The 16,648-nt window shown below is 60.7% G+C and carries 17 protein-coding genes; 9 read left to right on the plus strand and 8 right to left on the minus strand.

All coding sequences use genetic code 11. The annotated features are described in order from the left end of the window. The first annotated feature begins 7 nt into the window (after positions 1-7). Positions 8-994 carry a D-2-hydroxyacid dehydrogenase gene (locus BLR80_RS02170; RefSeq protein WP_092075792.1) on the plus strand — a complete coding sequence of 329 codons (987 nt, stop codon included), beginning with the start codon at positions 8-10 and terminating at the stop codon, positions 992-994. A gap of 125 nt (positions 995-1,119) precedes the next feature. Here the strand turns inward: BLR80_RS02170 and BLR80_RS02175 are convergent, their stop codons facing one another. The 3 genes from BLR80_RS02175 to BLR80_RS02185 are packed head-to-tail and all read right to left on the minus strand — an operon-like array spanning position 1,120 to position 3,341. Then, entirely contained in the window at positions 1,120-2,028 is a 909-nt protein-coding gene (locus BLR80_RS02175; protein ID WP_092075794.1) for a Rossmann-like and DUF2520 domain-containing protein, read from the minus strand. Next, on the minus strand, positions 2,025-2,693 hold the full coding sequence (locus BLR80_RS02180; RefSeq protein WP_092075796.1) for a fumarylacetoacetate hydrolase family protein: 669 nt from the start codon (positions 2,691-2,693) through the stop codon (positions 2,025-2,027). Before BLR80_RS02180 ends, BLR80_RS02175 begins: the two co-directional genes overlap by 4 nt. Before the next feature lie 18 nt (positions 2,694-2,711). Further along, on the minus strand, positions 2,712-3,341 hold the full coding sequence (locus BLR80_RS02185; protein WP_092075798.1) for a trimeric intracellular cation channel family protein: 630 nt from the start codon (positions 3,339-3,341) through the stop codon (positions 2,712-2,714). 187 nt (positions 3,342-3,528) lie between these two features. Between BLR80_RS02185 and BLR80_RS02190 the strand changes: the two genes are divergently transcribed. The 4 genes from BLR80_RS02190 to BLR80_RS02205 all read left to right on the plus strand — a co-directional run bounded on the left by BLR80_RS02190 (position 3,529) and on the right by BLR80_RS02205 (position 7,946). Further along, positions 3,529-4,719 carry a rhomboid family intramembrane serine protease gene (locus tag BLR80_RS02190; protein ID WP_092075800.1) on the plus strand — a complete coding sequence of 397 codons (1,191 nt, stop codon included), beginning with the start codon at positions 3,529-3,531 and terminating at the stop codon, positions 4,717-4,719. Between the two features lie 54 nt (positions 4,720-4,773). Next, complete coding sequence (locus BLR80_RS02195; RefSeq protein ID WP_092075802.1) at positions 4,774-5,658, plus strand: radical SAM protein; 885 nt, start codon at positions 4,774-4,776, stop codon at positions 5,656-5,658. 23 nt (positions 5,659-5,681) lie between these two features. Next, positions 5,682-7,073 carry a class II fumarate hydratase gene (fumC, locus tag BLR80_RS02200; RefSeq protein ID WP_092075804.1) on the plus strand — a complete coding sequence of 464 codons (1,392 nt, stop codon included), beginning with the start codon at positions 5,682-5,684 and terminating at the stop codon, positions 7,071-7,073. Positions 7,074-7,136: 63 nt separating this feature from the next. Further along, entirely contained in the window at positions 7,137-7,946 is an 810-nt protein-coding gene (locus tag BLR80_RS02205) for a ZIP family metal transporter (RefSeq protein WP_092075863.1), read from the plus strand. A 6-nt stretch (positions 7,947-7,952) separates the two neighbouring features. Here the strand turns inward: BLR80_RS02205 and BLR80_RS02210 are convergent, their stop codons facing one another. Continuing rightward, positions 7,953-8,882, minus strand: a complete 930-nt coding sequence (locus BLR80_RS02210; RefSeq protein WP_092075806.1) for a YeiH family protein — start codon at positions 8,880-8,882, stop codon at positions 7,953-7,955. Positions 8,883-9,002: 120 nt separating this feature from the next. Between BLR80_RS02210 and BLR80_RS02215 the strand changes: the two genes are divergently transcribed. Continuing rightward, positions 9,003-9,899, plus strand: coding sequence for a LysR substrate-binding domain-containing protein (locus BLR80_RS02215; RefSeq protein ID WP_092075808.1), 897 nt, complete (start codon positions 9,003-9,005; stop codon positions 9,897-9,899). 160 nt (positions 9,900-10,059) lie between these two features. Here BLR80_RS02215 and BLR80_RS02220 read toward each other — a convergent pair whose 3' ends face one another. The 3 genes from BLR80_RS02220 to BLR80_RS02230 all read right to left on the minus strand — a co-directional run bounded on the left by BLR80_RS02220 (position 10,060) and on the right by BLR80_RS02230 (position 11,151). After that, entirely contained in the window at positions 10,060-10,503 is a 444-nt protein-coding gene (locus BLR80_RS02220) for a response regulator (RefSeq protein ID WP_092075810.1), read from the minus strand. A gap of 42 nt (positions 10,504-10,545) precedes the next feature. Further along, positions 10,546-10,806, minus strand: a complete 261-nt coding sequence (locus BLR80_RS02225; RefSeq protein ID WP_245691294.1) for a hypothetical protein — start codon at positions 10,804-10,806, stop codon at positions 10,546-10,548. A gap of 117 nt (positions 10,807-10,923) precedes the next feature. After that, the gene (locus BLR80_RS02230) at positions 10,924-11,151 is read right to left on the minus strand and encodes a hypothetical protein (RefSeq protein WP_092075812.1); all 228 of its coding nucleotides are present in this window, start codon (positions 11,149-11,151) and stop codon (positions 10,924-10,926) included. Between the two features lie 545 nt (positions 11,152-11,696). Here BLR80_RS02230 and BLR80_RS02235 point away from each other — a divergent pair. The 3 genes from BLR80_RS02235 (at position 11,697) to casA (ending at position 16,310) form a co-directional block, all read left to right on the plus strand. Continuing rightward, complete coding sequence (locus tag BLR80_RS02235; protein WP_092075814.1) at positions 11,697-12,200, plus strand: 3'-5' exonuclease; 504 nt, start codon at positions 11,697-11,699, stop codon at positions 12,198-12,200. 94 nt (positions 12,201-12,294) lie between these two features. Beyond that, entirely contained in the window at positions 12,295-14,982 is a 2,688-nt protein-coding gene (locus tag BLR80_RS02240; RefSeq protein ID WP_092075816.1) for a CRISPR-associated helicase/endonuclease Cas3, read from the plus strand. Next, positions 14,979-16,310 carry a type I-E CRISPR-associated protein Cse1/CasA gene (gene casA / locus BLR80_RS02245; protein ID WP_092075818.1) on the plus strand — a complete coding sequence of 444 codons (1,332 nt, stop codon included), beginning with the start codon at positions 14,979-14,981 and terminating at the stop codon, positions 16,308-16,310. Before BLR80_RS02240 ends, casA begins: the two co-directional genes overlap by 4 nt. Before the next feature lie 30 nt (positions 16,311-16,340). Here the strand turns inward: casA and BLR80_RS02250 are convergent. Beyond that, a partial coding sequence (locus tag BLR80_RS02250; RefSeq protein WP_143012066.1) for an integrase core domain-containing protein occupies positions 16,341-16,648 on the minus strand: 308 nt, incomplete at its 5' end.

Below are 16,648 nucleotides of genomic sequence, written 5' to 3' on the forward strand. Positions count from 1 at the left end.
CTCGACCATGTCGTCCCCGTTCCGCACCCACCGCATTGTTGTGCTCGACAGCCATACCCTCAGTGACGGCGATCTCGATTTTGGCCCGCTGCAGCAGTTGGGTGACTGCCACTGCTACCCGCGCACCGCGCCGGCCGAGGTGGTGGCGCGCTGCAGCGGAGCCGATCTGGTGCTGACCAACAAGGTGGTGCTCGATGCCGCCGTCATGGCCGCTCTGCCGCAGTTGCGCTACATCGGCGTGCTGGCCACCGGCTACAACGTGGTTGATCTGGCGGCGGCGCGGGCGCGCGGTATTGTGGTGACCAACGTGCCGGCCTACAGCACCGCCAGCGTGGCCCAGCATGTTTTCGCTTTGCTGCTTGAATGGACTCAGCAGGTCGGCCATCACGACCGCCGCGTGCACGCCGGCGCCTGGAGTGGCTGCGCCGATTTCAGCTTTCGCGAACGGCCCCTGGTCGAGCTGGCCGGTCAGACCTTCGGCATTGTCGGTTATGGCGCCATCGGCGCCGCAGTGGCCCGCATCGCTCAGGCCTTCGACCTAGAGGTGCTGGTGGCGACGCGTACGCCGGCCCGTCACCCCGAGCTGGCGCAGGGCAGCCTGGTTGCGGTCAGTCTGGATGAACTGCTTGCGCGGGCCGATCTCATCAGCCTGCACTGTCCGCTGACGCCGGAGACAGACCGGCTGATCAATTCGGCACGGCTGCGGCAAATGAAAACGGGCGCGATCCTGATCAATACCGGCCGCGGCGGTCTGCTTGATGAGGTGGCGGTGGCGGCGGCGCTGCACAGCGGCCAGCTGGGTGCCCTGCTGACCGATGTGCTCGGCAGTGAACCGCCGGCTGGCGATAATCCGCTGCTGCAGGCGCCGCGGACGATCATCACCCCCCACATCGCCTGGGCGACCCGGGCAGCGCGTCAGCGCCTGCTGGATATGGTGGTCGCCAACGTGGCGGCCTTTCTGGCCGGCCGGCCGCAGAACCAGGTCAACGGTTGACGGCGACGCAAAAACGCGCCGGCGGCTGCGTTGCGGCGACCGTCTCGCGGCTTTGACAGATGTCGGTACGCCTCAGGGCGCGGGTTGCTTAGCCCGCCGGATGTTTTTGGCGCAAGCCGCAACGGCTAGATTTCCGATAGCGCCGAGCCCGGCGACGCAGGCGCAGGGTTGTGCAGCAGAGCTGCCAGCCGCTGACGGTCCGCCTCGGCCAGCCGGCCGCTGCGGCCCGCCAGCTCCAGGGTCTGATCCGCCAGTGCGCGGTAGAGTGGCAGCAGCGCCGGGTGCTGCGCTGCGATGGCCTGCAGGTGACAGGCCAGGGTGCCGGCGTCGCCGCGCACGATGGGGCCGGTGAGGGCCTGTTCCGGACCCAGGGCCAAACTGTTGGCGATGGCGCTGTGCAGCAGTGGGGCGAAGGCCTGGGGAAAATGCTGGCGGGCCGGACCGGCTTCGGCCAGCAGGTCGCAGGCGCAGGCAATCAGGCTGGTGACATAGTTCGACACCAGACAGGCTGCCGCATGGTAGAGGGGTTTGAGTTCGGCACTGAGGATCAGGTGGTGGCCGCCCAGATCCCGCACCAGCTGCTCGCCGGCGGCCAGGGCCGTCGCCTCCCCCTGCAAACTCATGAAGCTGCCGGGCAGATTGGCAAGACCCTGCTCGGCCGTGGCAAAGGTCTGCAGCGGGTGCAGCGCCAGACGGGCGCAGCCGCCGCTGCCGGTCAGGATGTCGGCCGGGTGCAGGCCGCTGCAATGAATCAACAGATGGGTCGGTCGCAGGATGCCGCTGGCGTGCAGGGCTTGGGCCAGGGGCCGCAGGGCATCGTCGGCGACGCACAGCAGCAGGATGTCAGCGGCCGCAGCGGCGGTCAGTTCCGTGCCGGCGACCTCGTCGGGCAGACCGATGAAGCGGGCGGCAGCGCGGTTGCGGGCGGCGTCGCGGCCGATCACGGCGACAACGGGATAGCCGGCCCGCCGTAGCAGCGCCGTCAGGGCCTGGCCCAGCCGGCCCGGCCCGATCAGGGCAACGCGCGGTTTCATGCCACGCTGACGCGCAGCTGGCCCACCTGGTCGATGCTGGCCTCCAGCACGTCGCCCGATACCACCGGGCCGACACCGGCTGGTGTGCCGGTTAGCACGATGTCGCCGGGCTCCAGGGTGAAGGCCTGGCTGATGAAGCTGAGCAGCTGGGGAATGCGGTGGATCATGCAGTCGCTGCAACCGTCCTGGCGCAATTCACCGTTGACGCGCAGCTGGATGCGCAGCTGGTGGGGATCACTCACCTGGTCGGCCGGCACGAAATCGGACAACGGACAGGCCGTATCGAAGCCCTTGGCCAGTTCCCACGGCAGGCCCTTGGTCTTCAGGCGGTTCTGGGTATCACGCAGGGTCATGTCGAGGGCCACGCCGTAGCCGCTGACCAGTTCCATGGCGTTGGCGGCGCTTATGGCCTGACCGGACCGGCCAATGAGCAGCGCCAGTTCCACCTCATGGTGGCAGTCGCTGGAATAGGGCGGGATGCGAATCTGGCCGCCGTCGGCCAGCAGGCTGCTGGCCGGTTTGATGAACAGCACCGGTTCAGCCGGCACCTCGTTGCCCAGCTCCTGGGCATGGGCCACGTAATTGCGGGCCAGACAGACGATTTTGCCGACGGCGATGGGGGCGCTGGCGCCGGTCAGACGGATGCAGTGGCGGGAACTTGGCATGGCGTTCTCCTTAAGGGATCAGTCTTGCTGAGGGGAAGATTCAGGCTGGCCGGCCCGTGGCAGCGCCCAGTTGTGGCGGATGGCCAGCAGGCGCAGGCCGATGACCAGCGCCGCCGCCAGCAGCACGGCCAGCGGCCGCGGCCAGTGCAGCAGCTTGAGCAGATAGAGCAGGGCGGCACCGGCAAAACAGGCCGAGGCGTAGATTTCACGCTGCAGGATCAGCGGTACCTGGTTGGACAGCACATCGCGCAGCACCCCGCCGGCGGTAGCGGTCATGACGCCGAGGGTGACCGCGCCGAGAAAGCCGCTGCCGAAGGCCATGGCTTTTTCGGTGCCGATGACGACAAAGGTGGCCAGGCCGACGGCATCAAGGTAGAGCAGCGGATGGGCCAGTTCTTCGATGCGGCGGTGGCCGACGAAGGTCAGCAGCGCCACGCCGATGGAAATGTACAGATAGGTTTCGTCCTGCAGGCTGAAGGGCGGAATGGCACCCAGCAGCAGATCGCGCAGGGTGCCACCGCCGATAGCGGTAACCAGACCCAGCACCAGCACACCGAACAGGTCCATCTGCCGCCGCACGCCGACCAGCGCGCCGGAGGCGGCGAAGGCGGCTGTGCCGAGCAGGTCGAGGGCATAGAGCAGATTCATGGTGGTTTCCTGCAGGCGGCATGGGCCGGGAGATTCCTTGCGCCGGCGGCCGCGGACGCCGGCGTCGGCCGAAGATAGCCTGACTGGCGGTTGAAATGCAATCCTCCCGACCGTCGGGAACGCAAACCCGCTATTGCCTGATGGCCGGGCAGCGATAACCGTGTGACATGGACAGAAAGGACAGGGAATGTTTCTGCCGTTGGGCGACAGCCCCAATCCGCCCGGCCGGGCCTGGGTCAACACGGGGCTGATCGCCCTCAATGTGGCGGTCTATCTGCTTGTCAGCCTGCCGCTGGCGCACAGCGCGCCGGATCTGACCAGCCCCTGGCTACACGAGTATCTCCATGCCCTGGGGGTGCGCACGCCGGCACAGCTGCAGCTGGTGCTCAGTCATCTCAGTGCCTACGAGGCGCTGGTCTACCAGTATGGCTTCAAACCGGCCGACCCGTCGCTGCTGACGCTGCTGACATCGTTGTTCCTGCATGGCGGCCTGCTCCATCTGGCCGGCAACATGCTGTTTCTGTGGATCTTTGGCGACAATGTCGAATACCGCCTCGGAGCGCTGCGCTATCTGCTGGTTTATCTGCTCTGTGGCGTGGCGGCGACGCTGTTCTTCGCCCTGTTCACGCCCGCATCGCGCATTCCGCTGGTGGGCGCTTCGGGCGCCATTTCCGGCGTGCTGGGCTGCTATTTCCTCTGGTTCCGGCGCAACCGGGTCAAGACCTTCGTTTTTCTGTTTCCTTTTTTCATGCAAAGCCTGTTTCTGCCGGCCCGGCTGGTGCTGGGATTCTATCTGGTGGTGGACAACCTGCTGCCGTTTCTGTTTGCCGGCAGCAGCGCTGGCGGGGTGGCCCACGGAGCCCATATCGGTGGCTTCATCGCCGGCCTGGCGATCGCCGCTGCCACCGATCGCCTGCCGGGGCTGGCGCGGCGCCAGCATTACCGTCATGAAGCCCGTCAGACCGCTCAGCAGCAGGACAGTGCTGCGCCGGCTGATCCCGCAGCGCTGTTGGCGCTGCTGCAGCAGCAGCGCTTCGACAAGGCTGCCGCTCTGTATTTCCGCCTTAGCCGCCAGCAGCGCCAGGGGCTGCCGGCGGCGGCGCTGCTGGCGCTGGCCGGCTTTCTGCACCAACAGCGCGATGCCGACGCCTGCCTGAGCCTGCTGCGTCGTTTCATTGCCGAACGGCCCAGCGATGCCCTGCTGCCCCAGGCTTTTATGCTGGCCGGCCAGACCCTGCTGCTGAAAAAAAACTGTGATTTCAGTGCCTACCAGTATTATCTGGCGGCGGCCGACCTGGCCCGTGATCCGCTGCTGGCCGAGCAGGCGCGGCAGGCGCTGCGGTTGCTGGAACAGCGTTGCCGGCGCGGCACGGTCTGAGCGATCCAGGCGCTGCTGGCCTGAAGTCCTGCTGTTACGGAGTCTGATCTGCCGATGGATTTTTTCCCTTACGATTATCCGTTGTTCCGGCCGCCGTCGGAGGCTGATTCCCTGATTGTGCAGGCGACCCTCGGCTGCAGTCAGAATCAGTGCCGCTTTTGCGGCATGTACAAAACTAAGCGCTATCGCCAGCGCCCGCTGGCCGAGCTGGTGGCCGAGCTCGAAGCGATTCCGCCGTTCTATCGGGCACTGATCCGGCGCGTCTTTCTCGCGGATGGTGACGCGCTGAGCTACGATCAGCCGGCGCTGCTGGGTTTGCTCGATGCCCTGGCCCAACGCCTGCCGGCAGTGCAGCGGGTTGGCGCCTACGCCTCGCCGCGCAGCCTGGCCGGGAAAAGCCCGGCCGAGCTGGAGCAGCTGCGCCAGAAAAAGCTGCGCATTCTCTATTTCGGTCTGGAAAGCGGTGATGACGCGACCCTGCAGCTGGCCGCCAAGGGCTATGACAGCGCTACCATGCTGCAACTGTGCCAGAAGGCGCAACAGGCCGGCCTGAAGCTGTCGGTCACCGCCATTCTCGGCCTGGCCGGCCGTGCCCGCAGCCAGGAGCACGCCCAGGCCACCGCAGCCTGGATCAGCCAGCTGTCGCCGGCCTACTTTTCCCTGCTGACGTTGTTCCGGCGTCACAACGATGCCTATTTCAGGAGTATCGAACCCCTGAGCCACGGCGATATCCTGACGGAGGCGCTCTGGCTGCTGGAGGCGCTACAACCGCGTCAGACCATTCTGCGCTCGAACCATGTGTCGAATTTTCTGCTGCTGGCCGGCAGCTACCCGAAGGATCGCCAGCGCCTGATCGACGAAACCCGTGCCGCCCTGCTGGCGGCCCGGCGGCAGCCTTGGTACCATCAGGTACCGGATTACCGCGAAGCCTGTTATTAACCCGCACCCGGAGGGAAGCCCAGATGTCCCCGACCCGTCTCGAATCCGATTCCATGGGCCAGATCGCCGTGGCCGCCGACCGCTACTGGGGTGCCCAGACCCAGCGTTCTATCGAAAACTTTCCCATTGGCGTGGCCCGCTTCCGCTGGCAACGGCCGGTTATCCGCGCCCTTGGCCTGCTGAAAAAGGCCGCCGCCCAGGCCAACGCCGAACTGGGCGAGCTGCCGGCCGAACTGGCGCAGCTGATCACGCGGGCGGCCGATGAGGTGATTGATGGCCGTCTCGACAGCCATTTTCCGCTGGTGGTGTTCCAGACCGGTTCCGGTACCCAGTCGAACATGAACGCCAACGAGGTGATAGCCAATCGCGCCATCGAACTGGCGGGCGGCCAGCTCGGCAGTAAGAGCCCGGTTCATCCCAATGACCATGTCAACCGTGGCCAGTCGTCCAACGACACCTTCCCGACGGCCATGCACATTGCCGTGGTGGCCGAGATTGAACGTGATCTGTTGCCGGCGGTGGGGCGCCTGCGCGACAGCCTCGACGCCAAGGCCCGCGCCTACGCCACCCTGGTCAAGGTTGGCCGCACTCACCTGCAGGATGCAACGCCCATCACCCTGGGGCAGGAAGTTGGCGCCTGGGTGGCGCAGATTGATTTCGGTCTGGCCGCCGTGCGGGCCAGCCTGCCCGGCCTGTGCGACCTGGCCATTGGTGGCACCGCCGTCGGCACGGGGCTCAACGCCCATCCGCAGTTCGGTGAGCGGGCGGCGGCCTGTCTGGCCGATCTTACCGGCCAGCCGTTTCGCAGTGCCGCCAACAAGTTCTTCGCCCTGGCGGCACACGATGCCCTGGTGCAGTGCTCGGCCGCCTTGCGCACCCTGGCCGGCGGTTTGATGAAGATGGCCAACGATGTCCGCTGGCTGGCCAGCGGGCCACGCTGCGGTGTTGGTGAGCTCATCATTCCGGAAAACGAGCCGGGTTCCTCCATCATGCCGGGCAAGGTCAATCCGACCCAGTGCGAAGCCCTTACCATGGTGTGTGTGCAGGTGTTCGGCAACGATGCCGCCGTGGCCTTCGCCGGAAGCCAGGGCAACTTCCAGCTCAATGTCTACAAGCCGGTGATGGTGCACAATGTGCTGGAAAGTCTCGGCTTGCTGGCCGATGCCTGTCGCGCTTTCACCGATCACTGCGCGGGCGGAATCGAACCGAACCCGCAGCGTATTCGCGAAAATCTGGACAAAAACCTGATGCTGGTCACGGCCCTCAACCGTCACATTGGTTACGACCGGGCTGCCGCCATCGCCAAAAAGGCTCACCACGAGGGCCTTACCCTGCGGCAGGCGGCGCTGGCCGAGGGGCTGACGGCGGAGCAGTTCGACCAGTGGATTGATCCGTTGGCGATGACCCGTCCCTGATCTGTCGGCCGGCCTCACCCTGAGAGGCGCAGCCAACCCCTTTTTGCGGAGACGATTTCCATGGTGCAATGGTTCATGGCATTAAGTCCGGTTCAGCAAGCCTCGCTGGCCACCCTGTTCACCTGGGGCATGACCGCTCTGGGCGCCAGCCTGGTATTTTTTTTCAAGACCATCCATCGCAAGGTCCTCGATGGCATGCTCGGTGCCGCTGCCGGGGTGATGATCGCCGCCAGTTTCTGGTCGCTGCTGGCACCGGCTATCGAGATGGCCGAGAATGCCGGTCAGACGCCCTGGCTGCCGGCGGTGATCGGTTTTTTGAGCGGTGGCGCGTTTCTGTGGGGCGTCGACAAGCTGCTGCCGCACCTGCATCTGGGCTTTCCTACCAGCGAAGCCGAAGGCATCAGCACCAGCTGGCGCCGCAGCACCCTGCTGTGTCTGGCGGTGACGTTGCATAACATACCGGAAGGATTGGCAGTGGGTGTGGCTTTCGGTGCCCTGGCGGCCGATCTGCCGTCGGCCTCGCTGGCCGGCGCGGTGGCGCTGGCGCTGGGTATCGGCCTGCAGAACCTGCCCGAAGGCACCGCCGTTTCGGTGCCACTGCGGCGCGAAGGGGTGTCACGCGGCAAAAGCTTCTGGTACGGTCAGCTTTCCGGCATGGTCGAACCGGTGGCGGGTGTGATCGGCGCGCTGGCGGTCATCTGGATGCAGCCGCTGTTGCCCTATGCCCTGTCCTTCGCAGCCGGCGCCATGATCTATGTGGTGGTGGAAGAGGTCATTCCCGAATCGCAGCTGGCGCGCAACACCGATCTGGCTACCGTCGGTGCCATGTGTGGCTTTGCCCTGATGATGACGCTGGATGTGGCGCTGGGCTGAGGGCGGTCAGATCCAGCCGGCGCAGATGGCTGCCAGGCTTAACGAACCGACCAGCAGCCACAGGCTGATTCCCAGGGCCAGCGGCGCCGCGCCGACCCGCTGCAGCAGCGCCCGGTTCAGCCCCGCGCCGATGAGGAACAGCGTCACCACCAGCAGTTGCCGCGCCACGCCGGCCAGGCCCTGCCACAGCACGGCATACTGGGGCAGCAGGGCGTGCAGGCTGGCGGCGGCGATGAAGCCGACGATGAACAGCGGCAGTCGCACCCGCTGCTCCGATTTCAGGTAGAGCGCTGCGGCGAAGGCCAGCGGCGCGATCCACAGGGCGCGGCTGAGTTTCACCACGGTGCCGGTGGCCAGGGCCTGTGGGCCATAGGCGGCAGCCGCGCCGACCACGCTGCTGGTATCGTGAATGGCCAACGCCGCCCAGATGCCAAACTGCTGTTGGCTTAAATCAAACAGATGGCCGAGAGGCGGGAACAGCAGCAGGGCGACGGCGTTGAGGGTGAATACCGTGGCCAGGGCGACGGCGGTTTCGTCATCGCGCGAGCGCAGCACCGGCGCCAGGGCGGCGATGGCGCTGCCGCCGCAGATGGCCGTGCCGCAGGCAATCAGAGCCGCCGTGGTGCCCGAGAGCGGAAAGCGGCGCGCCAGCAGCCAACCCAGAGTGAGTGTGACCACAATGCCGACCAGGCTGTAGCCCAGCGAACTGCGGCCCACCGTCCAGACCTCGCCAATGGCCAGACCGAAGCCCAGCCCGACCACGGCCCACTGCAACAACTGACGGCTCCACAGGGCGGTTCGCACCGGCCAGGGATTGCCCAGCACCAGACTGAAGAGGATGCCGCCGGCCAGAGCCGTGCCGGTGCCGACGATGGGCAGCAGGCAGCTGGCCAGCAGCAAAATGAAAAGCAATGGGCGGATGTGTTCGCGGGTCATGGCAGCCTCCCTGGCGTTGGTAACGGAATGAACCCCAGCCTAGCAGGCCGGCCGCGAAATAAAAAATCGGTAATTTTGACTGGAAGGATCAATTGGATTGATGGTTGGAGGTCCGGGCCCATGGCGCTAACCCTGCGCAAACTGGAAATCTTCTGCCAGGTGGCGGCCTGCGGTCAGGTGACGCGCGCCGCTGAAGCCCTGTTGTTGGGCCAGTCGGCTGTCAGCATGGCCCTGGCCGAGCTGGAACAGCAAGCCGGAGGCCCACTGTTTTTGCGCCAGGGGCGGCGGTTGCTGCTCAACGACCGTGGTCGGCTGCTGCTGGAGCCGGCGCGGCAGATCGTGCAGGCAGCGGCCGCTTTTGACCAGCTACTCAGTGAATCGGGCGCGCAACCGCGCGGTTTGCTGCGCATCGGTGCCAGCACCACCATTGGCAACTATCTGTTGCCGGCGTTGCTGGCGGACTTCTCGCGCCGGTATCCCGCAGCCAGCGCCAGCCTGCTGGTGGGCAATACCCGGCAGGTGGAACGTGCCCTTGAGCGCGGCCGTATCGACCTGGGTCTGATCGAAGGGCCATCCCACGCCCCCTTGCTGCAGACCCGTCCCTGGCGCGACGATGTGCTGGTGGTCATCGCCGCGCCGCAGCACCCGCTGGCTCAGCCCGGTGCGCCCGCCGCAACAGCCCTGGCGGCGGCCGACTGGATTCTGCGAGAAGCGGGTTCCGGCACCCGCGAGGTGTGCGAGGCGGCCCTGCTGCCCTGGCTGGGTTCCTGGCGGCCGTATCTGGAACTCGGTCACACCGAAGCCATCAAGAAGGCCGTCGAGGCTGGAATGGGTGTCAGTTGCCTGTCGCGTCTGGCCGTGCAGCGTGAGCTGCAGCTGGGATTTCTGGTCGAGCTGGCCGTGCCGGTCGATCTGCGCCGGCCCCTGACCCTGCTGTTACCGCGCCAGCACCCGGCCACCCGGTTGCTGCAGGCCTTCATCGAGCTGCTCGATGAAACGGCTCAAACAGAAGGCTGAACCCGTTTTTGGCCGGGATCGACAGTCCGTCGCCCGGCCAAATCGTTCCCGCCCATAAAAAAACGCCCTGACGAAAACCGCGACGTCAGGGCGTGAATCTGTTCAATACCGTTATTTTATTTCAGTTTGTATTTCTGTCGCGGCCGGCAAAACACTCCGGCTAGCTCAGCGCGTCAGCTACGCGGTGCCACAGGCGGCGTTCCTGTTGTTGCTCGCGGCACAGCTCGGCGGCGCTGTCCAGTGCCAGCAGCAGTTCCTGGGCATCCTCTTCGCTGCGCGGTTCCAGCGCATGATAAAAGATGCCGGCACTGCGGGCCTGGCGCAGAAAGCTGACGTTGTCGGTATCGGCCAGCAGGATGATTTTCGCCTGCTTGTTGCACTGGCGCAGCAGCCCGATCAATTCCAGCGCGCTGCTGCCATCGAACTGCTCGCTCAGCAGCACCAGCGGCTGCGCGCTCTGCCGCAGGGCGGTAACGGCTTCGGCCAGCGTTCGGACTTCAATCGGGTGGCCGCCGCTTTTAATCACCAGCTGGCGCAACCTTTCCGCCTGGGCGTCATCCTGCGGCGCCGGACGGGTCACGATGACATCAAGGCTGGGGTTCATGAGGATTCTCCTGAGACAACGGGCTGGGACCGCAGAGGCAAATCAGTGACCTTTATGGCTGGCATGAGCCTTCTGCGAGTCGGTGGCGGTGCTTTTGACCACGCCCAGAATGACCAGCAGGGCCGGCAGCAGCTGCGCCACCACGATCAGGGCGCAAAAGCCGAGAAACGCCCATACCAGAATGCCGCTGTGATCGCTGCGGCCGGCAGTGGAGGCGGCAAAAGCTGAAGAAACGCCGGTCAGCGACAACAGGGCGGTGGCAACAAGGGCTTTCAGGGCAGAGGTTTTAAGCAGGTTTTTCATTGCAATCTCCTTCGGGTTTGATTCAGGGCACCGCAACCATTGCGGTGCCCTTGCTGTTTGGATGATGTCGGCAGACTCCGGTCGGCCATGCAAGGATCTGGCGGTTTAAGGCCAATTTTAAGCCTTCTCGGAGGCCTCCGATTTCGAGCTGGCCACCCCCTTGACGATGCCGAGCATCAGCATTACGGCCGGCACCAGCTGGGCCACCACGATCAGGGCACAGAAGCCAAGGAACAACCAGACCAGCAGACCGCTGTGGTCAGAACGCTGGCTGGCGGCAAACACCGGCGAAGCGGCAAGAACGGAAGTCAGACTCAGCAGGGCAGCTTTCATCGTGGTTTTCATGAGGTTTCTCCTTCTGTGCAGGTTTTTGATGGGTCATCAACGACGCAGATTGTCGGTTGTTTTGTGGTTGCTGTTCTTGCCCAGGGACTTTTGCGGGATGCGTGCCAGAAAAACACGGGGAAAAGCCGTATATCTGTAAGATCACGAAATGCTAGAGAAAAAAATTCTGTCAAAACCCTTTCAGCCACATCTCAGACAGGCGCCATGGTTCCGCCGTCTGCTCTGGCCGTCGAACTGTATATGAATTTCATGCAGTTCAAGCCAGACAGCTCCTTTCGCTTTAGACCGTTTCGGGCTTAATTCAGCGTTATTCCGCTATGTTGGCAGGTGAATAAAAAGGCTATAGCCGGCCGTGCCGTCCGTCGTAACCGCACCGGCAGCGGTGCTGCCAGACAATCCAGCTTTTTACGGAAATAACAATGAAGTCCTTGCAATATTTCTGGGCTGGAGTAGGTTAGAGAGGTTTTTCTTTTGAAGCAGGGGGCGGCCGTTGGCAGGCGCCCCATTGGGTGAGAGGTGAACGCAATGCAAAGGCTTATGATTCCATGAAGGCCGTCGTCTTTGATGTTGAAACCAGTGGGCTTTCGCCACAGCAGGGCCACCGCATCATCGAACTGGGAGCGGTCAAGGTAGAGCAAGGCAGGATCGTCGATGAGTTCTGCACCCTGGTGAATGGCGGCGCCGCTATTGATCCACGCGCTCAGGCCGTGCACGGCATCAGTTCCGCCATGCTGCGCGGCCAGCCGCGCCCGGAAGACGTTATCCCGCGCTTCCGTGATTTCATCGGCAGATATTCCCTGGTGGCGCACAATGCCGTCTTTGATACCCGCTTTCTGCGCGCCGAATTTGCCCTGCAGGGTTTCGCCCTGCCCAATGCGGTGGAGTGCACGTTGCTGCTGAGTCGCAGAAAACTCCGTTTGCCCGATCACCGGCTCGAAACCGTTTACCAGTACTTTTTTGGCGAATTGCCACCGGATGCGCAACCTCATCGAGCGCTAGACGATGCCCGGCTGGCGGCGCAGATCTGGTTGAAGCTGAAAAAGGTCTGACGGAGACAAAGGAGGTGGAGAGGGGGGTGGGATGCTGGTGTTGCATGGCAGAAAGGTAAAATGAGAATTCGTCTTCATAAATAGGGGGCGTTAAATGTTTTTTTGGGGGAAAACAACCCAACTGATTGGGTCAGTATGCAGATCTTGGCATCCGCTTGTACTGCATCTCCTCGATGTTGCCGCATGCGCGGATATAATTCTGGGCCGTGAGCCACAATCGACACAAAAACGAATGGCTAGAATTTTCGGATTGCCGTGGGAAAAGGCAAGGCCATGGATTCTTCTTGTTATCGCCTGTCATGACCTAGGAAAGGCGTGCCCAGGATTTCAGTGCAAGTGGGCTAATCTTTCAGATTTACTCTTGCCAAAGGTTCCTGATGACAAAATCAACCATGCCTATGTCAGTCAGATTGTTTTGAGTGAAATTCTAATTGATCTGGGGTGGCCAGAAGAGCTGGCCTTGAAGGCTGCCGATGCCGTTGGATGTCACCATGGAGAACGTGCTTCCGAGCATGACAAGGACAAGGCAGAGCATGAAATATATGTAGGCAGAGGGGAGTATCCCGAAACAGTAAGGAAGCATTGGAGTGAAGCACGTAGGAAAATATTCGAAGCTCTGATGACAGTAATTGGCCCTTCCGATGTGCCGGAAAAGCAGGATATGTCAGGGCCTGAATTTATGTTGCTCTCCGGGCTTACCAGTTTTGCCGATTGGATCGGTTCCAATGATACTTGGTTTCACTTTGGCGCGCCGGAAGATTGTGACGACTTGTCTGGCTGGTTTGAAAAAAGAAAAGCTTGTGCCGAACAGGCTCTCGACGCTATTGGCTGGAACCCGAGAACCCCGCTGTCTCCTGAACAGCAAACGTTTGAACAAGTATTCAGTTTTGGAGATCCACGCCCTTTGCAACGTGCCGTTGCTGATGCCCTGCCGACCTTACAAGGCCCATCCGTTTTGCTGGTTGAAGCCCCGATGGGGGAAGGAAAGACCGAAGCCGCTTTTTACGCCCACTTGGAAATGCAGCGGCGTTTCGGGCATCGTGGGTTGTATGTGGCGCTCCCTACCAAGGCCACCGGCAACGCTATGTTCAAACGGCTTCTGAAATTCGTCCAGGACCAGAAGGGCGACCGGCGGATTGATCTGCAACTTATCCACGGTGCGGCGCTACTCAATGACACCTACCAAAATCTTCGCTTCAATGACATCCGAGACCCTGATGATAATGGAGAAATCCGTGCCGGGGAGTGGTTTACCAATAAAAAGCGGGCACTCCTGTCAGAATACGGCGTCGGCACAGTTGATCAGGCTATTGTGCCTATTTTGCCGGTTAAGCATAACTTTGTCCGTCTGTGGGGTTTGGCAAACCGGGTTGTGGTATTCGACGAGATTCACGCCTACGACGCCTATACCGGCACGTTGCTGATCCAGCTCATTCACTGGCTATTGGAGCTTGGGTCTTCAGTGGTGCTCTTATCTGCCACATTGCCGCCAAGGTTCCGGCGACAGTTGGCCGATGCCATACACGCCCACCTGCCAGACAAAGATGAACCATATCCCCGGCTTTCAATTTTCACTACACATCAACAGATACGGCAACTCCATTTTGAAGCTGACGCCAACCGTCGTCAGACCGTGCAATTACGTGGAATCTCTCCGGAGCTACCCTGCATCAAGGCGGCGCTTGAGGAACATCTTGCTAAAGGCGGCATGGGGCTAGCGCTGGTCAATACCGTACAGAGAGCCCAGGAACTGTACCAGCAATTCCCGAAAGGAAAAACGATCTGCCGTGACGGGGAACATGTGGGCAAGCGGCTCGACGACGGCACTGAAGTCTACCTGTTCCATGCGCGATTTCCGGCCAACAAAAGGCAGCAGCGTGAAGATCAAGCGCTGGCGGTGTTTGGTGAAAAAGGCGACCGGTCCGGCAGGAAAATTCTCATCGCCACACAGGTCGTAGAACAGAGTCTTGATCTCGATTTTGATTTGATCATTACCGACCTTGCGCCGATTGATCTCCTGCTACAGCGGGCAGGGCGCTTGTGGCGGCATAAACGGGACAATTCCGAGCGAGGTGGCATTACATCTCCCTTAATTGTGGTAGCCAGCCTAATGGGTGACGAACCGCCATCATTCGGGAAGCCGCTCTGGTGGGGCGGGGAACTTTATCGGGAAGACCTGCTATTGGCAACGTGGGTACTGTTGCGCAAAGACGGGAGAACAACAATCACGCTACCCGATGAAATAGATGTGCTGGTTGAAGCGGTTTACGAAGAAAAGGTCGTCGTACCGGAAGCGCTGCTGGCGCGGCTCAACAAGGCATTACCGCAGGGTGAAGGTGCTGACATCTGTAAACGCGGACAAGCCAATCAGGCAATTATCGGGCTACCGGATGATGACTCCTGGAACGATCCAAGCCGATTTGTCCTTTACGACGAGGATACCTCTGGAGTGCATCGAACCCTTATGGCGCAGACCCGGCTTGGCAAGGATTCGGTAATTGCTATTCCGTTGTTTTCTGAAGACAGCTTTGATCAGGGAGAAACACCGGATTTTACCAAGGCCAAGCAGTGGTTCATGCGGTCGGTCAGCCTGTCCCGAAAAAATGTTGTAATTCAACTTAAATCGGAAGCTGTTGGCGTCCCGAAAGGATGGGAGAAGTCGTCGCTGCTACGGAACTGTTATCCATTGATGCTGAATGAAGAGAAACGCTGGGTTGTCAATGAGCAGGTGCGTTTGGATGATGAGTTGGGCGTGGTTTATGAGCGAAAGGGGGATGAATGAGGAAATTCAATCTGGTTGTTGAGAAATGGATTCCGGTCCGATTTCTCAATGGCGACCGAGATGAACTGGGCATCAGCGACACGTTGCTCCGTTCACGGGAAATAGCCGCCATTGAAGACCCGTCGCCGCTGGTAGTGGCGGCGTTGCACCGCTTTCTTCTGGCGGTGTTGTACCGGGCTCTGGAGGGGCCGACTGATCCGGCCCAGGCAAAGGAGCTGTTCAGACAGGGGCTGCCGAAAGAGAAGATATCGGCGTATTTGGAGAAGTGGAAAGATCGGTTCTGGTTACTTGATACAGAATACCCTTTCTGGCAGGTGCCAACATTTAAGCCAAATAAATGGAGAAGTTGGACTGCACTTGCAGTTGAATTCAATGCGGATACAGCTAAGGTTCTGTTTGACCATGCGAATGAATCTGATTCCGGTAGCATCACATTTTCAGCCGCTGCACGATGGCTGTTAGCGACACAAACGTTTGCTGTTTCTACTGGGAAAAGTGAAATTTCACATACCGGTACGGCACCATCGGCGGGGGCAATAATGGCGTTTCCGATTGGTGTTTCATTACACGACACACTGCTTTTCAGTCTTGTTCCACAGAATAAGGCCATTCTTTATGGGGATTTGCCTATCTGGGAAAAAACTCCTGACACTCTGGACTATCTAAAAATAAAAATCAGGGTTGCGGGCAAAGACGGTAAGGAGAAAGACCGTACGATTGAGAGAATGGCCTCTGGGATAGTTGATCTTTATACATGGCGAACACGTTCGGTCATTATCAAAACAATAAAGCAAGATGAAGTGACCGATGTCGGCTTTGCTTCTGGAGTTGGCTATTTGGAGTCTGTGCTAGATCCGATGGTTGGTTATGTTGTTAAAGAAGTGAAGGATGAACAGACGAAGGAAAAAGTGAAAAAGAAATTCTCATTGCAGTTTGAGGAAAAAGGCATTTGGAGAGATTTTGACTCCTTGCTTCCTGATGCTGACGGATTGGCTCCCAAAGTCATCGAACATGCTGCAACATTGAGTAAGAAAGATCGTTCTCGAACTCCTGTGGGTATCATCGTGCTTGGGCAAAAATATTATCCGCCACGGCCAAATGTTGCATTTTGGAGAGGAGAATATTTTGTACTTCCCAAAGCTATTTCTACCGACTGCAATTTACGCTTTGAAATTCATAGCATTTTATATGAGGCCGAGCAGTCAGGGTATACGCTTAAAAAGGCTTGTGATCTTTACGCCAAAGACGTTATTGGCCATGGAGTGCGTGATGTTGAGCAAGAAGATGTTTCCAAATTTATTGAACAGATGACAGTGCTTCCTTTGTAGCGGAACCGGTTCCCTGGACACAAGTTTAGCTTACGCCGCCTGACGGATTTCATCGGGTGATCTGAAGCCGTTTTTCTCAACACGCCATTCGCTGTTGTAAAGCTCCACGAAGGTCATCACGGCTTCGCGAACGTCGGTGATGTTACGGAAAACCCGGCCATAGATGGCCTGCTCTTTCAAGGTGCGGTTGAACCGTTCGGCAACTCCATTGGTCTGGGGTTCGGCAACAAAGGCAAAGCTGGGAGTGATCCCCCAGAACTTGATCTGGTTCTGAAAATGGTCTGAGAGGTACTGGGTGCCGTGATCCATGCGCAGGGATAGCCCTCGGGCAATTCCTT

Origin of the sequence: Desulfuromonas thiophila (assembly GCF_900101955.1) — a bacterium.
GTDB classification, from domain to species: domain Bacteria; phylum Desulfobacterota; class Desulfuromonadia; order Desulfuromonadales; family Desulfuromonadaceae; genus Pseudodesulfuromonas; species Pseudodesulfuromonas thiophila.

Coding starts and splice junctions, on each gene's coding strand:
- BLR80_RS02170 (WP_092075792.1), top strand. CDS start 8: ATGTCGTCCCCGTTCCGCACCCACCGCATTGTTGTGCTCGACAGCCAT.
- BLR80_RS02175 (WP_092075794.1), bottom strand. CDS start 2,028: ATGAAACCGCGCGTTGCCCTGATCGGGCCGGGCCGGCTGGGCCAGGCC.
- BLR80_RS02180 (WP_092075796.1), bottom strand. CDS start 2,693: ATGCCAAGTTCCCGCCACTGCATCCGTCTGACCGGCGCCAGCGCCCCC.
- BLR80_RS02185 (WP_092075798.1), bottom strand. CDS start 3,341: ATGAATCTGCTCTATGCCCTCGACCTGCTCGGCACAGCCGCCTTCGCC.
- BLR80_RS02190 (WP_092075800.1), top strand. CDS start 3,529: ATGTTTCTGCCGTTGGGCGACAGCCCCAATCCGCCCGGCCGGGCCTGG.
- BLR80_RS02195 (WP_092075802.1), top strand. CDS start 4,774: ATGGATTTTTTCCCTTACGATTATCCGTTGTTCCGGCCGCCGTCGGAG.
- fumC (WP_092075804.1), top strand. CDS start 5,682: ATGTCCCCGACCCGTCTCGAATCCGATTCCATGGGCCAGATCGCCGTG.
- BLR80_RS02210 (WP_092075806.1), bottom strand. CDS start 8,882: ATGACCCGCGAACACATCCGCCCATTGCTTTTCATTTTGCTGCTGGCC.
- BLR80_RS02215 (WP_092075808.1), top strand. CDS start 9,003: ATGGCGCTAACCCTGCGCAAACTGGAAATCTTCTGCCAGGTGGCGGCC.
- BLR80_RS02220 (WP_092075810.1), bottom strand. CDS start 10,503: ATGAACCCCAGCCTTGATGTCATCGTGACCCGTCCGGCGCCGCAGGAT.
- BLR80_RS02225 (WP_245691294.1), bottom strand. CDS start 10,806: ATGAAAAACCTGCTTAAAACCTCTGCCCTGAAAGCCCTTGTTGCCACC.
- BLR80_RS02230 (WP_092075812.1), bottom strand. CDS start 11,151: ATGAAAACCACGATGAAAGCTGCCCTGCTGAGTCTGACTTCCGTTCTT.
- BLR80_RS02235 (WP_092075814.1), top strand. CDS start 11,697: ATGAAGGCCGTCGTCTTTGATGTTGAAACCAGTGGGCTTTCGCCACAG.
- BLR80_RS02240 (WP_092075816.1), top strand. CDS start 12,295: ATGTTTTTTTGGGGGAAAACAACCCAACTGATTGGGTCAGTATGCAGA.
- casA (WP_092075818.1), top strand. CDS start 14,979: ATGAGGAAATTCAATCTGGTTGTTGAGAAATGGATTCCGGTCCGATTT.